The 17,557-nt window shown below is 53.2% G+C and carries 17 protein-coding genes; 11 read left to right on the plus strand and 6 right to left on the minus strand.

Annotation, left to right across the window (positions count from 1 at the left end; all coding sequences use genetic code 11):
* The first annotated feature begins 269 nt into the window (after positions 1-269).
* From HCH49_RS04740 to HCH49_RS22190, 6 genes are all read left to right on the plus strand, one after another.
* A complete protein-coding gene (locus HCH49_RS04740) occupies positions 270-1,793 on the plus strand; it encodes a cyclic diguanylate phosphodiesterase (RefSeq protein WP_221702275.1) in 1,524 nt (507 codons plus the stop codon).
* Between the two features lie 494 nt (positions 1,794-2,287).
* The gene (locus HCH49_RS04745; protein WP_048979167.1) at positions 2,288-2,632 is read left to right on the plus strand and encodes a DUF1294 domain-containing protein; all 345 of its coding nucleotides are present in this window, start codon (positions 2,288-2,290) and stop codon (positions 2,630-2,632) included.
* 143 nt (positions 2,633-2,775) lie between these two features.
* Positions 2,776-3,225 (plus strand): hypothetical protein, encoded by a 450-nt coding sequence (locus tag HCH49_RS04750; protein ID WP_063439760.1) that lies wholly within the window; start codon positions 2,776-2,778, stop codon positions 3,223-3,225.
* Between the two features lie 40 nt (positions 3,226-3,265).
* Positions 3,266-3,463 carry a hypothetical protein gene (locus HCH49_RS04755; protein ID WP_023616678.1) on the plus strand — a complete coding sequence of 66 codons (198 nt, stop codon included), beginning with the start codon at positions 3,266-3,268 and terminating at the stop codon, positions 3,461-3,463.
* 3 nt (positions 3,464-3,466) lie between these two features.
* Complete coding sequence (locus tag HCH49_RS04760) at positions 3,467-3,889, plus strand: GFA family protein (protein WP_033145698.1); 423 nt, start codon at positions 3,467-3,469, stop codon at positions 3,887-3,889.
* A 68-nt stretch (positions 3,890-3,957) separates the two neighbouring features.
* Positions 3,958-4,035, plus strand: a complete 78-nt coding sequence (locus tag HCH49_RS22190) for a hypothetical protein (protein ID WP_223239581.1) — start codon at positions 3,958-3,960, stop codon at positions 4,033-4,035.
* Between the two features lie 337 nt (positions 4,036-4,372).
* On the opposite strand, the gene ompC is transcribed toward HCH49_RS22190, so the two are convergent.
* The gene (ompC, locus tag HCH49_RS04770) at positions 4,373-5,482 is read right to left on the minus strand and encodes a porin OmpC (RefSeq protein WP_221702276.1); all 1,110 of its coding nucleotides are present in this window, start codon (positions 5,480-5,482) and stop codon (positions 4,373-4,375) included.
* A 389-nt stretch (positions 5,483-5,871) separates the two neighbouring features.
* A complete protein-coding gene (nifJ, locus tag HCH49_RS04775; RefSeq protein ID WP_221702277.1) occupies positions 5,872-9,396 on the minus strand; it encodes a pyruvate:ferredoxin (flavodoxin) oxidoreductase in 3,525 nt (1,174 codons plus the stop codon).
* Between the two features lie 272 nt (positions 9,397-9,668).
* On the opposite strand from nifJ, the gene HCH49_RS04780 reads away from it, so the two are divergent.
* On the plus strand, positions 9,669-9,935 hold the full coding sequence (locus tag HCH49_RS04780; protein WP_023312003.1) for a DUF333 domain-containing protein: 267 nt from the start codon (positions 9,669-9,671) through the stop codon (positions 9,933-9,935).
* Here the strand turns inward: HCH49_RS04780 and hslJ are convergent, their stop codons facing one another.
* The 4 genes from hslJ to HCH49_RS04800 all read right to left on the minus strand — a co-directional run bounded on the left by hslJ (position 9,936) and on the right by HCH49_RS04800 (position 13,037).
* Positions 9,936-10,373: a heat shock protein HslJ gene (gene hslJ / locus HCH49_RS04785; protein ID WP_033145695.1), complete on the minus strand. Its 438-nt coding sequence runs from the start codon at positions 10,371-10,373 to the stop codon at positions 9,936-9,938. It abuts the gene before it with no gap.
* 125 nt (positions 10,374-10,498) lie between these two features.
* Positions 10,499-10,627, minus strand: a complete 129-nt coding sequence (locus HCH49_RS04790) for a DUF2474 domain-containing protein (protein WP_008501283.1) — start codon at positions 10,625-10,627, stop codon at positions 10,499-10,501.
* Positions 10,627-11,637: a cytochrome d ubiquinol oxidase subunit II gene (gene cydB, locus HCH49_RS04795; RefSeq protein ID WP_033145694.1), complete on the minus strand. Its 1,011-nt coding sequence runs from the start codon at positions 11,635-11,637 to the stop codon at positions 10,627-10,629. The genes HCH49_RS04790 and cydB overlap by 1 nt, the downstream gene beginning before the upstream one ends.
* Positions 11,637-13,037 (minus strand): cytochrome ubiquinol oxidase subunit I, encoded by a 1,401-nt coding sequence (locus tag HCH49_RS04800; protein WP_221702278.1) that lies wholly within the window; start codon positions 13,035-13,037, stop codon positions 11,637-11,639. The genes cydB and HCH49_RS04800 overlap by 1 nt, the downstream gene beginning before the upstream one ends.
* A 391-nt stretch (positions 13,038-13,428) precedes the next feature.
* On the opposite strand from HCH49_RS04800, the gene HCH49_RS04805 reads away from it, so the two are divergent.
* The 4 genes from HCH49_RS04805 to HCH49_RS04820 all read left to right on the plus strand — a co-directional run bounded on the left by HCH49_RS04805 (position 13,429) and on the right by HCH49_RS04820 (position 17,557).
* Positions 13,429-13,617: a hypothetical protein gene (locus HCH49_RS04805; RefSeq protein WP_023335881.1), complete on the plus strand. Its 189-nt coding sequence runs from the start codon at positions 13,429-13,431 to the stop codon at positions 13,615-13,617.
* An 82-nt stretch (positions 13,618-13,699) separates the two neighbouring features.
* Positions 13,700-15,109, plus strand: coding sequence for a PLP-dependent aminotransferase family protein (locus HCH49_RS04810; RefSeq protein WP_039262881.1), 1,410 nt, complete (start codon positions 13,700-13,702; stop codon positions 15,107-15,109).
* A gap of 271 nt (positions 15,110-15,380) precedes the next feature.
* Positions 15,381-16,526, plus strand: coding sequence for a putative ABC transporter substrate-binding protein YdcS (gene ydcS, locus HCH49_RS04815; RefSeq protein WP_221702279.1), 1,146 nt, complete (start codon positions 15,381-15,383; stop codon positions 16,524-16,526).
* A gap of 17 nt (positions 16,527-16,543) precedes the next feature.
* Positions 16,544-17,557 carry an ABC transporter ATP-binding protein gene (locus HCH49_RS04820; protein ID WP_064672621.1) on the plus strand — a complete coding sequence of 338 codons (1,014 nt, stop codon included), beginning with the start codon at positions 16,544-16,546 and terminating at the stop codon, positions 17,555-17,557.

A 17,557-nucleotide genomic window follows, 5' to 3' on the forward strand; every position in this document is an offset into this window, starting at 1 on the left:
CTGTGACGCCAACGCAACAGCGTGCAATCATGGCCGGCGAGCGGCCAGACTGGTCAGAAAGAACCCCGATCAATACAATAAAGCGATATTAATAGACACTTATCCACCAGGGCTGCCGTTCGGCGGCCTTTTGTTTCCCCGGAATCTGGTTTACGAGAACTTTTCTGACGCCTGGCATTTATTACGTTATCGACCATGCTTAAGACAATGACAATTCAATCACTTCAGCATCCTTGAAGCGGCTACTTCACTTAAATCGAGAACCCTAAATGCGCCATGCATCTATCCCCGTAGCTGCAGCCACGACAATGTTTTTGCTCGGCGTTTTTATCATCAATTTACAGGTCTGGTATTCTGCACGGGGCGATAGCCTGGCAGAGGCGCACTACGTCGTGCGGAACATGAATGTTATTCTTAAAGAAGCTCGTCATGCGACTGAGATGGCAATGCAACTTGCCGAGAATGAGTGTGATGCTGAAGGGCAATATCGGCTGGGCACCGAGGCGGCATTACAGCCTCACCTGAGAACGATCGTTATTCTGAAAAATGATGCGGTCTGGTGCTCCTCGTTACCGGGAAACCGCGTATTGTTGGTCAACAGCTCAGTGCTGCCTGAGTCATCATTGCTCCTCGTCCCTTCGGCCAGTACCGTCAACGGTCTTCCGGTTCTCTTATACCAGACAATTCACGCCGGAAGCCGAATCATCGTTAGCATCAGCGATAGCCATATCCGGGATGCGCTGGATATGCCATTAAATGGCGTAGAATATTCCCTGAGAGTAGGCAATACCCTTTTAGGTCTGACAGGCGATGTGACGGCGGCAGACCCTACGAAGAAAGAGGTGTTAACGGTAAAAGCCTCTGGTTATCCTTTCTCGGTACAATTTAACTCTCCACCTCTTTTTAGCCTTAAGAGATTATTCAATCGAGCCGGAGGCGTAGTGTTATTCCTGCTGATAATATCGTCTCTCTCTGCTTATATTCTTCAACGCTATATTTCTAAGGATGTCTCACCCGAAGAGTCACTGCGCATCGCCATTTACAGAAATGAAATTATTCCGTATTACCAACCCGTTGTGAGCGGCAAAGAGGGAACCTTACGGGGTGTGGAGGTGCTGGCCAGATGGATGCATCCTCAATCAGGGTTTATTTCCCCCGCATCCTTCATTCCTCTTGCGGAGAAATCCGGTTTAATTATTCCTTTGACTCAAAGCTTAATGAGGCAGGTTGCAATACACATGAATGCTATTGCGACATTGCTGCCGGAAGGGTTTCACGTAGGGATTAACTTCAGCGCTTCTCATATCGTTGCGCCCACCTTTGTTGAAGAGTGTCTCCACTACAAGCGCAGCTTCACTCAACAGGATCTTAACCTCGTCGTTGAGGTGACGGAGCGTGAACCACTCGACATTGATGAACATCTCGTTAATATATTGAATGAGCTACATAACAACGGATTTGCCATTGCGCTGGATGACTTTGGTACGGGTTATTCCGGTCTGTCCTATCTGCAGGATCTGCATATTGATTACATTAAAATCGACCAGAGCTTTGTTGCCAGGGTTAACGCGAATGAGGACTCAACGCTAATCCTTGATTCGGTACTGGAGTTGGCCAAAAAACTCTCAATTAGCATCGTGGCGGAAGGCGTTGAAACTGAAGAGCAGCTCGATTACCTCACACGCAATCATATCCGGTTTTTACAGGGTTTTTTCTTTTACAAACCTCTTCCTTTCAAGGAACTGGTCAAAGTTGTCTTGTCGAAGCCAAAAGTTAAGGTCAGGGTGGAATAATGTTTATTCGGTTGTTTCTGAGGAAATAAAAAGGGGGGACATCATCCCCCAAAAATGCAGACCATTATTGTTTTAACCACGGTAATATTTTGTTATGTATTGACCGGATGGTCAAATTAATTGTTTTCAACATTCTCTTTGGGATTCTCAAGCAAATGGGTGATTTGGAATATTAGCTGTCTAACGGTTAATTTGACTTTAATCAAAATTGTCGCATCCTCTTAAGAATGATGGATGCAATGATTATTGTTTTGTTAAAACAATGCACTTACGCTGTGTTTTCGACGTAAGTTGCTTCAGGTTAATTTTTTAAGAAAAAAATGCTAGCGGCCATAGCATAATGAAATAATGCTTACTTATTACCGCAGTTTAAATATTAACCAGTAAAGGCCGGGGCGCAGTTTGCATTTAGAATAGCTGTCTCATTCTGAGATTTTCGTCAGTTAGCGTATAATGCGTCATCCAAAACCGCTAAACACTCCGTGACTCGTGCTATGACCCTTAATCGCTTTTGTTATTTACTCCTGATTATCGCTGCGATCGGCAGCCTTCTTGCTACCCATCCTCTGGTCATGTGGTTTCTGGCGATCAACGTGATGACGTTGGTCATGTATGGCGCCGATAAAATGGCGGCGCGGAAGGGGATGCGCAGGGTTCCGGAAGCGACATTGCTGGTATTTGGCGTGACAGGTGGCTGGCCTGGCGCCATTGTGGGCCAACAACTCTTTCGCCATAAAACCCAAAAGCAGCCCTTCAAAAGCTACTTTTTCATCAGCGTCGTCGTCAGCATCGCCATGATGGCTGCGGTTTACCATTTTTCTTCTTATTCTCTTTTATGAGCGTTGGCTGGGACTGCTGACGGTAAGGCATATCTTTAATTTATTCCTCCGTCACTGCCAATAGTAGTAGGACTATTCTTAAGTGGTTGCTGTTTTTTGCACAATCTGAATAATACGTGCAACAACACGGACGACAACATCCCATAAAAATAGAATCTCTTATCCTGGCAGTGCTGGTGCTCTTTTCTGCGCCTTCCTGGTCTGCTTTTCAGGAGCGGGAATATAATACCTGGTATATAAAAAATGCGGTCCTTTATGATATGACACAGACATCGGAAGGTTTCCCGGTCATGGTGAGCGTCTCCCAGCCTGGGAGAAAATCCGCTAATTTACTGGTGTCATATATTACTGAAGGCCGTTGCGGTGAGAATAACCTGCCGCTAAATGTGAATGGCAAAGTACTGCCCGCCAAATATTATTGCGTTCAGGTAGGACAGAACAGAATTGAACATTTTTCCGTGGTTGATGCGGACAGCGTCAATGGCATGGTGACGCATTTAAAATCCGATTTCACGATCCTCCTGCAAAACGATATCAAGATTTGGGCTGCAAACATCAAAACGCCAAAATACGGTTTGACGCCGCGTTTTTAAAAATCCTGCTAAGCTTGTTGGTTGGACCAGGAGCGTAAGCATGATGAACAAAGATGAACAAACCGGATTAGTGGGGCTGGCGATTGGGGCCGCCGTTATTGGGCTGGTTTCAGCGCAAAAACCGATCCATCGCAACAGTATTGTCGATGAACTGGTCAGGCTCGGCAGGCAAAAAGGCGATGGCGTAGAAGATGAGGTTTTCGTTAAGGCTGCCGAGCTGGTGAGAAAAGGGGTATAGCCCATGGCTGAAAGACGAAACGCGAAGTGCCATTGCGGCGCGGTGGCGTTCACCGTTGAGCTCACTGATGGTCTGAATACCGCGCGGCGCTGCAGCTGTTCCTTTTGTCGTATGCGGGGCGCTGTCGTCGTCTCTGCGCCGCTGTCAGGCATTAAGGTGACCAAAGGTGAAGATAAGCTCACCGAGTACCGCTTTAACACGGGAACGGCACGGCATTTCTTCTGCTCGGTATGCGGGATCTACACGTTCCATCAGCGGCGTTCTAACCCAAACGAATATGGCGTTAATGTCGCCTGTTTTGAAAACGTTTCACCTTTTGATTTTCCAGAGGTGAAGGTGATGGACGGCGTTAACCATCCCATGGATGGGGATAGTGGGGTATTTGGATATCTCTCTTTTCGCGAGAAAGGGGAAGAGCAGGCATGATTGCCGCCTGGCCACTCTTTTACTCCTCCGGCTATAGTTGGCAGTGGGTAACTGAAACAGGAGAAACTATGCTCTGTGTTGAAAAAGACGATCCGCGTGAGGCCCCTGAATCAGGTGATAAAAAGCCTCAACCTGTGAAAAAATAACGCGACATACGAGTTTACCCGCCACCGGCACCGCTGGTGGCTTTTTATTTCCAGGGACAATAGTTAACTGCCATCCAGATGGTTTAATAGCGCGCCGAGATGCCCGACGATATCACCAAAATCAAAAATTAACGCCATCCACAGCAATGCTAAAAGGGTAAGTAAGGCAAGGGATACACGACCAAACAACGCTGTTATCCTTAGTGATGAAAGGGCTATCACCGCAGTTTAACCAGCTTACTTTCAACTTTCCCTCAACCAACCCCTTTCTTAAACTGTCTTATGTGACGAACTTCAAAAAACAAGTGAGCCCGCATGATTATGCGGGCTCTGACAATCAGAACTGGTAAACCAGACCTAACGCTACAACATCATCGGTGCTGATGCCGTTGTCTTTGTAGAAGTTGTCATCTTCATCCAGCAGGTTGATTTTGTAATCAACGTAGGTGGACATGTTTTTGTTGAAGTAATAGGTGACCCCTACGTCAGCGTATTTAACCAGATCCTGATCGCCCTGGCCGTTGCCCAGATCCTTACCTTTCGACTGCAGGTAGGAAAGAGACGGACGCAGGCCGAAGTCGAACTGGTACTGCGCGGTCACTTCGAAGTTCTGGGTTTTGTTCGCCACGGCGTCGGTATTATCACCATACGGTGTCATATTGCGGGTTTCAGAATACATTGCCGCCAGATAGATGTTATTGGCGTCATACTTCAGGCCCGCCGTCCAGGCATCCGCCTTGTCTCCACCTGCTGTGGTATTCATGACCTGCTCGTTGGTGCGGTCAGAAGAGGTATACGCGGCACCCGCAGTAATCCCCATGCCGAAGTCATAGGTAGTAGAGATACCAAAGCCGTCACCGTTCTCGTGACGCGTGTCGCGACCGTTGTTGGTGCCTTCCTGGTTGTTGCTGGCGTCTTCATTTTTGCCCTGGTACTGCAGCGCAAAGTTCAGGTCCTGCACCAGACCATAGAAGTCGGTGTTACGGTAGGTTGCCACACCGTTGGCGCGGCCGGTCATGAAGTTGTCGGCTTTGGTGTAGGAGTCGCCACCGAACTCAGGCAGCATATCGGTCCAGCCTTCCACGTCGTACAGGACACCGTAGTTACGACCGTAATCGAAGGAGCCGTAGTCACCCACTTTTACACCGGCGAAGGCCAGACGCGTCCAGGACTGATTATCAGACCCTTCCGTGTTATTGGCCTGAATGTTGTATTCCCACTGCGCATAGCCGGTCATCGTGTTGTTGATCTGCGTTTCACCCTTGAAACCCAGACGCATATAGGTTTGATCGCCGTCAGCACCTTTGTTATCGGAAAAGTAGTGCAGACCATCTACTTTTCCGTACAGATCTAATTTGTTACCGTCTTTATTATAAATTTCTGCTGCTTGAGCAGAACCAGCTATTAACAGAGCCGGAATCATCAGAGCCAGTACTTTTCTTTGCATTGTGATATTCCTTTGCAGTTGTTTTTATTTAATTACCTGTTGAACTTTCAGAATGAGAAAGTTGTCTCATGCTAAATCACTCCCGTGTAAGAGTAATAAAATATAATTGTTACGAACTAAGTAAAATCTAAACCGAATAAATCGGTAGAAATGATCATTGGTTTGATGAATGATTTAAAAGTAACTATATTAAATTGAAATTATTAATCAGGCGTTAATTAAGGTAATCTGGCCGGCGTTATATGCCTGTAAGATGATTCATCCATAATTAACATGAATGCTATTAAGGAAACTAAATAGATATTCAATGATTATCTGGATTCGCCCGGTGTGAATACGCCGGGCTTTTTTTATGGAAAAAAAATGCCTGGACAAGCCGGGCAGGGGAACTAGTCGCTGGTTGGTTTTTCGGCTTTACCCGCCATCTGCGCCAGGAAGTCATAGCGTTTTTGCAGGTCAGCAGCGGCATCTTTCCAGAGCTGCCCGGCCACTTCCGGCTGCTGGGCGTTAAGGCGACGGAAGCGCTGTTCCTGCATTAACGTCTCGGCCAGGGCATCCGACGGCGGACGCGAATCCAGCGCCAGCGGTAATTTACCCTCGTCTGCACGACGCGGGTCGAACCGGTACAGCGGCCAGAAGCCGGTCGCGGTCAGCTGACGCATCTGGTCGTGGCTGAGGGCCAGATCGTAGCCATGCTCTTCGCAAGGGCTGTAGGCAATGATCAGCGACGGGCCAGGATACGCTTCCGCTTCCTGAATCGCTTTCACCGTCTGGTTAAGCTGGGCACCCAGCGAGATTTGCGCAACATAAACGTGACCGTACATCATCATGCTCACGCCGAGATCTTTGCGCGCCTTGCGTTTACCGTGTTCGCCGAATTTCGTTACCGCGCCTAACGGCGTCGCTTTCGACGCCTGGCCGCCGGTATTGGAATAACACTGCGTATCCAGAACCAGGATGTTGACGTTCTCGGTCAGGCTCAACACGTGATCCAGCCCGCCAAAGCCGATATCGTAAGCCCAGCCGTCACCGCCAATCAGCCAGATTGATTTTTCGACCAGAGCGTCAGCGTCGGTCAGCAGCTGTTCAGCCCCCGCAACGCCCTGCAGCGCGCGGCGCAGCTCAGCAACCTGCTCACGACGTTCTTCTGGCGTCGCGTCCGCATGAAGCGCGTCATTGAGCTGAGCGGGGATCTGCCCGGCAAACTGCTCCAGCAGGCGCATCACGCGCGCGCGGTGCTGGTCGACGGTCAGGCGGAAGCCCAGGCCGAATTCGGCGTTGTCCTCGAATAGCGAGTTTGCCCACGCCGGACCGCGACCATTCGCGTCGGTGGTGTACGGCGTAGAAGGCAAATTGCCCCCGTAGATGGATGAACAGCCGGTTGCGTTGGCAATCAACATCCGGTCACCGTATAGCTGGGTAAGCAGCTTGATATACGGCGTTTCACCGCAGCCGGAGCAGGCGCCAGAGTACTCAAACAGCGGCGTAATCAGCTGTGACGTACGAATATCAATACGTTCCAGTTTGCTGCGATCGATTTCCGGCAGATTCAGGAAGAAGTCATAGTTGACCTTCTCCTCTTCGACGTGCTCCAGACGCGACATCATATTGATGGCTTTGATCTCCGGATCCTGCCTGTCTTTCGCCGGACAGACCTCGACGCACAGGTTACAGCCGGTGCAATCTTCCGGCGCGACCTGCAGAACGTATTTCTGTCCGCGCATATCGCGAGATTTCACATCCAGCGAATGCAGGCTTGCCGGCGCGGCTTCCATCTCTTCCGGTGAAACCACTTTGGCACGAATAGCAGAGTGCGGGCAGGCCGCAACGCAGTGGTTGCACTGGGTACACAGCTCTTCTTTCCAGATGGGGATCGCTTCGGCAATGTTACGTTTTTCCCAGCGCGTGGTGCCCATCGGCCAGGTGCCATCCGGCGGTAGCGCGGAGACGGGCAGGGCATCGCCCAGGCCGGCCAGCATCGCCGCCGTCACGGTCTTCACGAAATCGGGTGCCGCATCGGACACCACCGGAGGGCGGTTCGGGCTTGCGGCATTCACCGGCTGCAGCGGTACCTCAAACAGCGATTCGCGTGCCAGCGCCAGCGCCTGCCAGTTTCGTTCGACCAGTTCCTGACCCTTGCTGCTGTAGCTTTTGGCAATCGCACCCTGCAGTTCCACCAGCGCGCTGTCGCCCGGGAGAATATTGGTCAGATGGAAGAAGGCCATCTGCATAACGGTATTAATACGCGCAGCCAGGCCACATTCGCGGGCAATTTTTGCAGCGTTGACCACGTAGAAACGGGCTTTTTTCTGGTTCAGCACCGCCTGAACTTCCTGCGGCAGCCGCGCCCAGACTTCGTCCGCGCTGTACGGCGTATTGAGGAGGAAAATGCCGCCGGGCTTCAGGCGCTCGGCCATCTGGTATTTATCGATAAACTGCAGCTGGTGGCAGCCAACAAAATCGGCCTGAGAAATAAGATACGCGGAGCGGATGGGCTGCTCGCTCACGCGCAGGTGGGAAACGGTCAGGCCGCCTGCTTTTTTGGAGTCGTAGACGAAGTACCCCTGGGCGTACCACGGCGTGGAGTTACCGATGATTTTGATGTTGTTTTTGGTCGCGGAGACGCTGCCGTCGCTGCCCAGACCGTAGAACAGCGCCTCAAGTTTGGCGGTCGAGGGCAGGGTGTTTTCCGGCAACGACAGGGAAAGATTCGTCACATCATCATAAATGCCGACGGTAAAGCGCGGTTTGGGTTTCGCTTCGCTTAACTCGTTGAATACCGCCAGCACGCAGTCCGGCCCAAACTCCTTGGAGGACAAGCCATAGCGACCGCCAATCACGCGCGGCAGCGTTTCACGTTCGCCCTGATTAAAGGCTTCTGCCAGGGCGGTCATCACATCCAGATAGAGGGGTTCCGCCTGCGCGCCCGGCTCTTTGGTACGGTCGAGCACCGCCACAGCGCGCGCGCTTTCAGGCAGAGCCGAAAGCAGATGTTTGGCCGAGAACGGGCGATAGAGACGCACCTTAAGCACGCCAACTTTTTCACCGCGCGTCAGCAGCTCGTCTACTACCTCTTCACAGGTCCCAATGGCTGACCCCATCAGCACAATTACCCGTTCCGCCTGCGGATGGCCGTAGTACTCAAACGGTTTGTACTGCCGGCCGGTTGCGGCGGCAAAGTCATCCATTGCCTGTTCAACATGGTCGTAAACCGCGTTGTACCAGGGATTAGTGGCCTCGCGGGACTGGAAATAGGTATCCGGGTTCGCCGATGTCCCGCGAATAACCGGGTGTTCAGGATTCAGAGCCCGGGCACGATGCGCGTCGATTTCCGCCTGCGGCAGCAGATTCAGGATAGTATCGTCGGCCAGCGGGACGATTTTGTTGATTTCGTGAGAGGTGCGGAAACCATCAAAGAAGTGAATAAACGGCACGCGGCTTTTAAGCGTGGCGATATGCGAAATTAAGGCAAAGTCCTGCGCTTCCTGAACGCTGCTGGCGCATAGCATCGCGCAGCCGGTCTGGCGCACGGCCATCACGTCGGAGTGGTCGCCAAAGATAGAGAGCGCGTGGGTGGCAACGGTACGCGCGGCAACGTGCAGAACGAAGGGGGTCAGCTGACCGGCGAGTTTGTAAAGCGTAGGGATCATTAATAGCAATCCCTGAGAAGAGGTAAACGACGTGGAAAGCGCGCCGGTCTGAAGCGCGCCGTGAACCGTGGCAATCGCACCGGCTTCAGACTGCATCTCAACCACTCTCGGGACATCGCCCCAGACGTTTTTTAACCCGTTACCCGCCCAGGCATCCGCCTGCTCGGCCATGGTAGAACTTGGCGTAATCGGGTAGATGGCGATAACTTCACTGGTGCGAAACGCGACTGAGGCAACTGCACCATTACCGTCAATAGTTTGCATAGGACAACACCCTTACATTGCGCAAAAAAATAGGGGTCTGTATTACGGCAACAAACCCTGAATATTATCTGTGTATTCTAGCAAACGGGGGAATTTACGATTTTCGCTTTTGTGTCCTTGGTATTCCTGCCATCAATGAGTAGATCAAACTTTTGGCGAAAAAATTGCGAGAAATTGTTTCCGGAGCGCATAAATACGCACTTCCGCTCTCGACGACAAGGGATGTGATGCCTATTATGCATAGGTTTCGCATTATTCATGGGGGAGAGAGCATGCGCTCAGCATTTTGGGTAGGGTGTGCCGCGTTATTGTTGTCGGCATGTAGCAGTGAACCAGTCCAGCAGGCAACGGCAGCCCACGTGGCGCCGGGAATGAAAGCGGCAATGTCCAGTTCAGGTCAGGCCAACTGCGCGATGATTGGCGGTTCGCTGTCTGTTGCCCGCCAGCTTGATGGTTCTGCTATTGGGATGTGCGCCTTGCCAAACGGCAAACGCTGTAGCGAACAGTCGCTTGCCGTTGGAAGCTGCGGTAACTACTGATTATTCTACACGCTTAAACATCAGCGTTTTATCGGCTGTCGCCAGGGTTAACTGGTCCTCAGTCAGGTCGACCTGCGCCCCTTGGCGCAGCATGTCGCCGATGGTCTGATCCAGCTCATTCAGCTGCGGCTCAGTACAGAGCTTGCGCGTCATGGCCAGCGTTTTAACCTTCAGCTCGCCTTCGGACAATTTCCCCTGTCCGTTGAAGCGGTTACACATCTGGCCAGAAACGCTGATGTTATTCACCAGGCTGATATCTGGCAGCGCGCCAAAGCTGAGCTCAGGTTGCGTTGTCGCGGTCTTCACGGCCTTACCGTTGACATTTTCCAGCACAAAGCGGTGGTTTTTAAGTTGCTCCGGCTGTACGGAGGCTTTGCCCGGATTAACGCAGCCGGAAAGGACAAGACTAATAACGCTTAACGCAATGAGCTTTTTCATTTTTCTTCTCAAACTATAAATACCGTGAATCTTTTTCCAGTGTAACGATACTCTGCCGTGCGTTAATGGGGTTTATCTGAAAGTGCTGGGAGGAGCGGGCAACGCAGCGGTTGCCCGGAATAACGTTAATGAGATTTAAATCCTGCCGCCGTCATCAGCATGCGGAAGAGCATACTGACAGCAGCCAGCGCCAGTACGCTGCCGCCCCAGATAATGGCCAGCCACAGCAATCTTTTCCATACCGGTTGTTGCATCAGTGATAACCCTCCCCATGCTGAACTTTGCCGCGAAACACGTAGTAGCTCCAGAAGGTGTAGACCAGAATAACGGGAATGATCAACAGCGCGCCCACCAGCATAAAGCCCTGGCTTTGCGTCGGGGCGGCGGCCTGCCACAGGGTGATCGACGGTGGAATAATATGCGGCCAGATGCTGATCCCAAGCCCGCTAAAGCCGAGGAATATCAGTCCCAGCGTCAGAATAAACGGACGGCTATGGCTGGCGGGATTATTCAGGCAGCGCCACTGGTACAGGCTAAAAATCACCACCAGAGCAGGGACCGGCAGCAGATAAAACAGATTCGGTAGCGTAAACCAGCGCGCAGCGATGGCCGGTTGCGCCAGCGGCGTCCAGAGGCTGATCGCCGCAATAAATGCCAGCAGCACGATTAACAGCGTTTTCGACACCTCACGCATCCGCTCCTGCAGCGCGTTTTCACTTTTCATCACCAGCCAGGTAGAGCCTAACAGCGCATAAGCCACCACCAGCCCCGCGCCGCAAAACAGGTTAAACGCGGTAAACCAGTCAAAGGGGCCGCCGGTATAGGCCCGGCCGGTGACGGTAAAGCCGTTAATGACGGCGCCTACCGTCACGCCCTGGGTGAACGTTGCCAGAATTGAACCGCCAATAAACGCCTTATCCCAGAAGGGGCGGTGGGCCGGCGTGGCTTTAAAGCGAAACTCAAATGCCACTCCGCGGAAAATAAGTCCGATCAGCATTAATGTTAGCGGAATGGTCAGGGCATCAACGATCACCGCATAGGCCAGCGGGAATGCGCCGAACAGGGCGGCACCGCCAAGCACCAGCCAGGTTTCATTTCCGTCCCAGACCGGCGCGACGCTGTTGACCATCACGTCGCGATCGTCGGCGTTCTGCGTGGCCGGGAACAGAATGCCAATCCCCAGATCAAAACCGTCCATCACGATATACATCAGCGTGGCGAAGACGATGATCACAAACCAGATAATGGAAAGGTCGATACCCATTATGGCTGCTCCTTATGTTCAGTTGTGACGGCAGAAAGCGGGCGCGCCGGACGTCCGTCGGACTCGGTGGCGAAAGTTTCATGCGGCTGCGGGCCTTTTCGGATGAGGCGCACCATATAGCTGTAACCCACGCCGAATACCGAGGTATAGACGACGAAGAAGGCCAGCAGGCTTACGCTCATATGCAGGTCACCGTGGGCAGAAACCGCATCCTTCGTTCGCTGGAGTCCGTAGACCACCCACGGCTGGCGGCCCACTTCGGTGGTGATCCACCCGGCCAGGATGGCAATCAGCCCGGTTGGCCCCATCAGCAGCGCAAACCACAGGAAGGGGCGAGACGAATACACGCGTTTTTTGTAGCGCAGCCAGAGAGCCATCACCCCGAGCAGCAGCATCAGCATGCCCAGGCCCGCCATAATGCGGAATGACCAGAACACGATGGTGGAATTCGGACGGTCTTCCTTCGGGAACTCTTTGAGAGCCGGAACCTGTTTATCAAGACTGTGCGTCAGGATAAGACTCCCCAGCGCCGGGATCTCCAGCCCAAAGCGGGTGCGCTCCTGCTCCATATCCGGCCAGCCAAACAGCAGCAGCGGGGTAGGCTCACCCGGCGGATTTTCCCAGTGGCCTTCAATGGCGGCAATCTTGGCGGGCTGGTGCTTTAAGGTGTTCAACCCGTGCATATCGCCAACCATGACCTGGATGGGGGCGACAATCAGCGTCATCCACAGCGCCATCGAAAACATTGCCCGTATGGCAGGGGTATTATTGCCGCGCAGCAGATGCCATGCCGCGGATGCGGCCACAAACAGGGCGCTGCTTAGGAATGCGGCTATCGACATATGCAGCAGGCGGTAAGGGAAGGAGGGGTTAAACACCACGGCGAACCAGTCCACCGGCACGACCTGACCGTTGACGATCTCATAGCCCTGCGGGGTCTGCATCCAGCTGTTCGACGAGAGGATCCAGAAGGTAGAAATAATAGTGCCCAACGCCACCATGCAGGTGGAGAAGAAGTGCAGACCCGGCCCGACTTTGTTCCAGCCGAACAGCATCACGCCGAGGAATCCGGCTTCGAGGAAGAAGGCGGTCAGCACTTCATAGGTCAGCAGCGGGCCGGTAATGCTGCCCGCAAACTGTGAAAATCCGCTCCAGTTGGTGCCGAACTGGTAGGCCATCACCAGCCCGGAGACCACGCCCATGCCAAAGTTGACGGCAAAAATCTTCGACCAGAAATGGTACAGCGAGCGCCAGACCGGATTTTTGGTTTTCAGCCACAGCCCTTCGAGTACGGCAAGATAGCTTGCCAGGCCGATGGTGATCGCCGGGAAAATAATGTGAAAGGATACGGTAAAGGCAAACTGTATCCGTGCAAGGTGAAAAGCATCTAAACCAAACATGCACAGCCTCAATGTCAAACGGTGTGCTGTTATGGTATAGGGGCAACGTTCGGACTATCAGACGCAGAAAAGTGATTTTTAACCATAACAGTTGGCTTAAAGCTCATGCTTTAGGCATCTGATATACCTCGCGTGAGGAATAAAAACCGTCTTTTTATGAATTTTATGCATAAAACTGCTTGCCTTGTCGTCTGCGCCGTGCGTTAATGGTCCTCTGGTTTTGAGTCCAAATAAATATCTGACGTAGTTTTATAAAGCAGTTCTCATCACGTTGTGCCTCTCCGCAGCCTCTCTTGGGTCTTTATCTACTTTCCGATTCGTTTTGTTTAAAACCATTATTGCCCAATCGGCCCATTAGTAATTTACGTTTTTACGTTCACAGGAGAATCCTATGACTTCTTATATTCATTTCCGCTGCCCATGCTGTCATGGCTCGCAGTACCGTACCTCAGTCTTTGATATGTCTGAGAAAAACCCACTCGGCGCGAAATGCATCTTTTGCAAATCGTCGATGATCACGCTCGATCACCTGGCCGCCGCGCGTCAGGCGCAAAGCCACGTTACCGAGTACCGTAAGTAATTCGTTTCACGAACTATAACAGTTAGCTAAATCTTCTCTTTTTCTCCTGCTGATATACACTGTCGGTCACAAGGAGAATTTGATGAAAAAATACCAGCGTCTGGCGCAACAAATTATCTCGCAGATTGAGCTTGGCGTATGGCTGCCGGGCGATAAGCTGCCTTCGCTGCGAGAGCAGGTGGCGAGCAGCGGCATGAGTTTTATGACCGTTGGCCACGCGTATCAGATGCTGGAAAGTCAGGGGCGCATTGTCGCCAGACCGCAGTCGGGCTATTACGTTGCCTCGCGCCCGACCGCCCATCAGCCTGCTCCACCTGCCCAAGTGATGCGTGACGAAGTGGTGGATATTAATACCTACATATTCGACGTCTTACAGGCCAGCCGCGACCCGTCCGTTGTTCCTTTTGCCTCCGCGTTTCCCGATCCCCGACTTTTCCCGCTGCAGCAGCTCAACCGCTCGCTGGCGAACGTCAGCAAAACCGCGACGGCGATGAGCGTGATTGAGAACCTGCCGCCGGGTAACGTCGATCTCCGCCACGCCATTGCCCGTCGCTACGCGCAGCAGGGGATGAACATCTCCCCGGAAGAGATTGTGATCACCGCAGGCGCGCTTGAAGCGCTCAATCTCAGCCTGCAGGCGGTAACCGAGCCGGGCGACTGGGTGATAGTCGAAAACCCGTGTTTCTACGGCGCGCTGCAGGCGCTTGAACGCCTGAAGCTCAAAGCGTTGTCGATTGCGACGGATGTCCGCGAGGGGATTGATCTGAATGCCCTTGAACAGGCGCTGAAGGAGTACCCGGTTAAAGCCTGCTGGATCATGACCAACAGTCAGAACCCGCTTGGCTTCACGCTGAGCGCGGAGAAAAAAGCGCAGCTTGTCGCGCTGTTAACGCAGCACAACGTCACCCTGATTGAAGACGATGTCTACAGCGAGCTCTATTTTGGCCGCGAAAAGCCGCTCCCGGCGAAAGCATGGGATCGTCAGGACATGACGCTGCACTGCTCGTCTTTTTCAAAATGTCTGGTGGCCGGTTTTCGCATCGGCTGGGTTGCGGCAGGAAAACACGCGAGACGCATTCAGCAGCTGCAGCTGATGAGCACGCTCTCAACCAGCTCACCCGTGCAGCTGGCGCTGGTGGATTACCTGGCGACGAAACGCTACGACGCCCATCTGCGCCGCCTGCGGCGTACCCTCGCCGAGCGAAAACAGCAGGCCTGGCAGTCCCTTTTGCGCCATATGCCTGCCGGCGTCAAAATCCACCATAACGACAGCGGCTACTTTTTATGGCTGGAGCTTCCGGCGCAGCTGGATGCGGGTCTGCTCAGCGAAAAAGCCTTAACGCACCACATCAGCATTGCGCCCGGAAAGATGTTTTCCACCTCCGACGCATGGACACCGTTCTTCCGGTTTAATACCTCCTGGGCCTGGGGAGAGCGAGAAGAGCAGGCGGTCATTCAGTTAGGAAAATTAATTAGCACGATGCTGGAATAAACTTTTCTCCGTTATTTAAATAATCAATTCTTATCCTGATGACGGCGCTGCGAATATTTCGCGGTGCCCTGTCATAGGAAATCTGCATACCGTCTCTCGCGGCTAACTCCTTGTCTATAATCCAGTTAACGGGGAATGCGCCCTCGGTCACACCTTGATGAAATTTCCTGAAGCCGTACGGTGCGGCGCATTTGCGCGGTCTACGTTTAATAAGGGAGATATTTTTACGGCACGGCTGCCGCTAAATTTCATTGCGACAGGAGTAACTCTTATGAGCAAACATTTTGCCCGCAGCAGCCTGTGCGCGCTCGGCATGACTATCATGACAGCGCAAGCCGCAGAACCTCCAAAGGCCATCGGCGACGGGGAAGGTCGGCTGGATATTATCGCCTGGCCGGGATACATCGAACGCGGACAGACGGATAAAAATTATGACTGGGTCACCCAGTTTGAAAAAGAGACCGGGTGTGCGGTCAACGTCAAAACGGCGGCCACGTCGGATGAAATGGTCAGCCTGATGGCGAAAGGGGGCTATGACCTGGTCACCGCCTCGGGTGACGCCTCCCTGCGCCTGATAATGGGTAAACGCGTTCAGCCCATTAACCCCGAGCTCATCCCCAACTGGAAAACGCTCGACGCGCGGATTGTAAAAGGGGAATGGTTTAACGTCGGCGGGAAAGTCTACGGCACGCCGTATCAGTGGGGGCCAAACCTGCTGATGTACAACACCAAAACCTTCCCGACGCCGCCGGACAGCTGGAGCGTGGTCTTTACCAAACAGGATCTGCCGGACGGTAAAACCAATCAGGGACGCGTGCAGGCGTATGACGGCCCGATTTATATCGCCGATGCCGCGCTGTTCGTCAAAGCCACTCAGCCGCAGCTGGGTATCAAAGACCCGTACCAGCTCACCGAAAAACAGTATGCCGCCGTGCTCAAGGTGCTTCGCGATCAGCACGCGCTGATCCACCGCTACTGGCACGACACCACCGTTCAGATGAGCGACTTTAAAAATGAAGGCGTCGTGGCCTCCAGCGCCTGGCCGTATCAGGCGAATGCCCTGAAGGCTGAGAACCAGCCCGTTGCTACCGTCTTCCCGAAAGAGGGGGTGACCGGCTGGGCGGATACCACCATGCTGCACGCGCAGGCAAAACACCCGATGTGCGCCTATAAGTGGATGAACTGGTCGCTGACGCCGAAAGTGCAGGGCGATCTGGCGGCCTGGTTTGGCTCCCTGCCCGTGGTTGCAGAAGGGTGTAAGGCCAGCACGCTGCTGGGTGATAAAGGCTGCGAAACAAACGGTTATAACGAGTTCGACAAAATCATGTTCTGGAAAACCCCCATCGCAGAAGGCGGCAAATTTGTCCCTTATAGCCGCTGGACGCAGGATTACATCGCCATCATGGGCGGTCGTTAATTGCCCGGGAGCAGAACATGACGTACGCGGTAGAGTTTAACAACGTTTCCCGTCTGTACGGCGACGTACGGGCGGTGGATGGGGTCACCATTGCTATTCGTGACGGAGAATTTTTCTCCATGCTGGGGCCTTCGGGCTCCGGCAAAACCACCTGCCTGCGTCTGATAGCGGGTTTTGAACAGCTGTCAGGCGGCACGATTTCTATCTTCGGCAAAGAGGCGAGCGAACTGCCTCCCTGGGAGCGGGATGTGAACACCGTCTTTCAGGACTACGCGCTGTTCCCGCATATGTCGATTCTCGACAATGTTGCCTACGGGCTGATGGTCAAAGGCATCGACAAGAAAAAACGCCATGCGCAGGCCCGTGATGCCCTGGAAAAAGTGGGCCTGAGCTTTGCCGTTGCCCGCAAACCCTCGCAACTTTCCGGCGGCCAGCGACAGCGTGTCGCCATCGCCCGGGCGCTGGTCAATGAGCCGCGCGTCCTGCTGTTGGATGAGCCCTTAGGTGCGCTCGATCTCAAACTGCGTGAACAGATGCAGTTCGAGCTGAAGAAGCTTCAGCAGGAACTCGGCATCACCTTTATTTTTGTCACCCACGATCAGGGCGAGGCCCTTTCCATGTCAGACCGGGTGGCGGTGTTCAATAACGGGCGCATCGAGCAGGTGGATACCCCGCGCGATCTCTACATGCGTCCGCGCACGCCGTTTGTCGCCGGTTTTGTCGGCACGTCCAACGTCTTTGATGCGGGCCTTGCGCAGAAAATTTGCGGTATGGAAGGCAGCTATTCCCTGCGCCCGGAACATATTCGCCTTAATGAGGGCGGAGACGTTCAGGTTCAGGGCATCGTGCAGGCCGTTCAGTATCAGGGAGCGGCCACGCGGCTGGAGCTGAAGCTCGCCGATGGCGCCAAACTGCTGGTGAGCCAGGCCAATCTCAGTGAAACCTCGTCGCTGAGCGGCATTGCGCCGGGGCAGGCGGTGATGGCGTCGTGGTCACGCGAGGCGATGATTCGCCTGCACGAGGAGAGGTGA

The sequence above is a fragment of the Enterobacter sp. Y17 genome, assembly GCF_019730495.1.
Classification (GTDB): domain Bacteria; phylum Pseudomonadota; class Gammaproteobacteria; order Enterobacterales; family Enterobacteriaceae; genus Enterobacter; species Enterobacter asburiae_B.

Coding starts and splice junctions, on each gene's coding strand:
- HCH49_RS04755 (WP_023616678.1), top strand. CDS start 3,266: ATGATGAACAAAGATGAACAAACCGGATTAGTGGGGCTGGCGATTGGG.
- hslJ (WP_033145695.1), bottom strand. CDS start 10,373: ATGAAAAAGCTCATTGCGTTAAGCGTTATTAGTCTTGTCCTTTCCGGC.
- HCH49_RS04760 (WP_033145698.1), top strand. CDS start 3,467: ATGGCTGAAAGACGAAACGCGAAGTGCCATTGCGGCGCGGTGGCGTTC.
- HCH49_RS04745 (WP_048979167.1), top strand. CDS start 2,288: ATGACCCTTAATCGCTTTTGTTATTTACTCCTGATTATCGCTGCGATC.
- HCH49_RS04810 (WP_039262881.1), top strand. CDS start 13,700: ATGAAAAAATACCAGCGTCTGGCGCAACAAATTATCTCGCAGATTGAG.
- cydB (WP_033145694.1), bottom strand. CDS start 11,637: ATGGGTATCGACCTTTCCATTATCTGGTTTGTGATCATCGTCTTCGCC.
- HCH49_RS04800 (WP_221702278.1), bottom strand. CDS start 13,037: ATGTTTGGTTTAGATGCTTTTCACCTTGCACGGATACAGTTTGCCTTT.
- HCH49_RS04740 (WP_221702275.1), top strand. CDS start 270: ATGCGCCATGCATCTATCCCCGTAGCTGCAGCCACGACAATGTTTTTG.
- HCH49_RS04805 (WP_023335881.1), top strand. CDS start 13,429: ATGACTTCTTATATTCATTTCCGCTGCCCATGCTGTCATGGCTCGCAG.
- HCH49_RS04790 (WP_008501283.1), bottom strand. CDS start 10,627: ATGCAACAACCGGTATGGAAAAGATTGCTGTGGCTGGCCATTATCTGG.
- HCH49_RS04780 (WP_023312003.1), top strand. CDS start 9,669: ATGCGCTCAGCATTTTGGGTAGGGTGTGCCGCGTTATTGTTGTCGGCA.
- ydcS (WP_221702279.1), top strand. CDS start 15,381: ATGAGCAAACATTTTGCCCGCAGCAGCCTGTGCGCGCTCGGCATGACT.
- HCH49_RS22190 (WP_223239581.1), top strand. CDS start 3,958: ATGCTCTGTGTTGAAAAAGACGATCCGCGTGAGGCCCCTGAATCAGGT.
- nifJ (WP_221702277.1), bottom strand. CDS start 9,396: ATGCAAACTATTGACGGTAATGGTGCAGTTGCCTCAGTCGCGTTTCGC.
- HCH49_RS04820 (WP_064672621.1), top strand. CDS start 16,544: ATGACGTACGCGGTAGAGTTTAACAACGTTTCCCGTCTGTACGGCGAC.
- ompC (WP_221702276.1), bottom strand. CDS start 5,482: ATGCAAAGAAAAGTACTGGCTCTGATGATTCCGGCTCTGTTAATAGCT.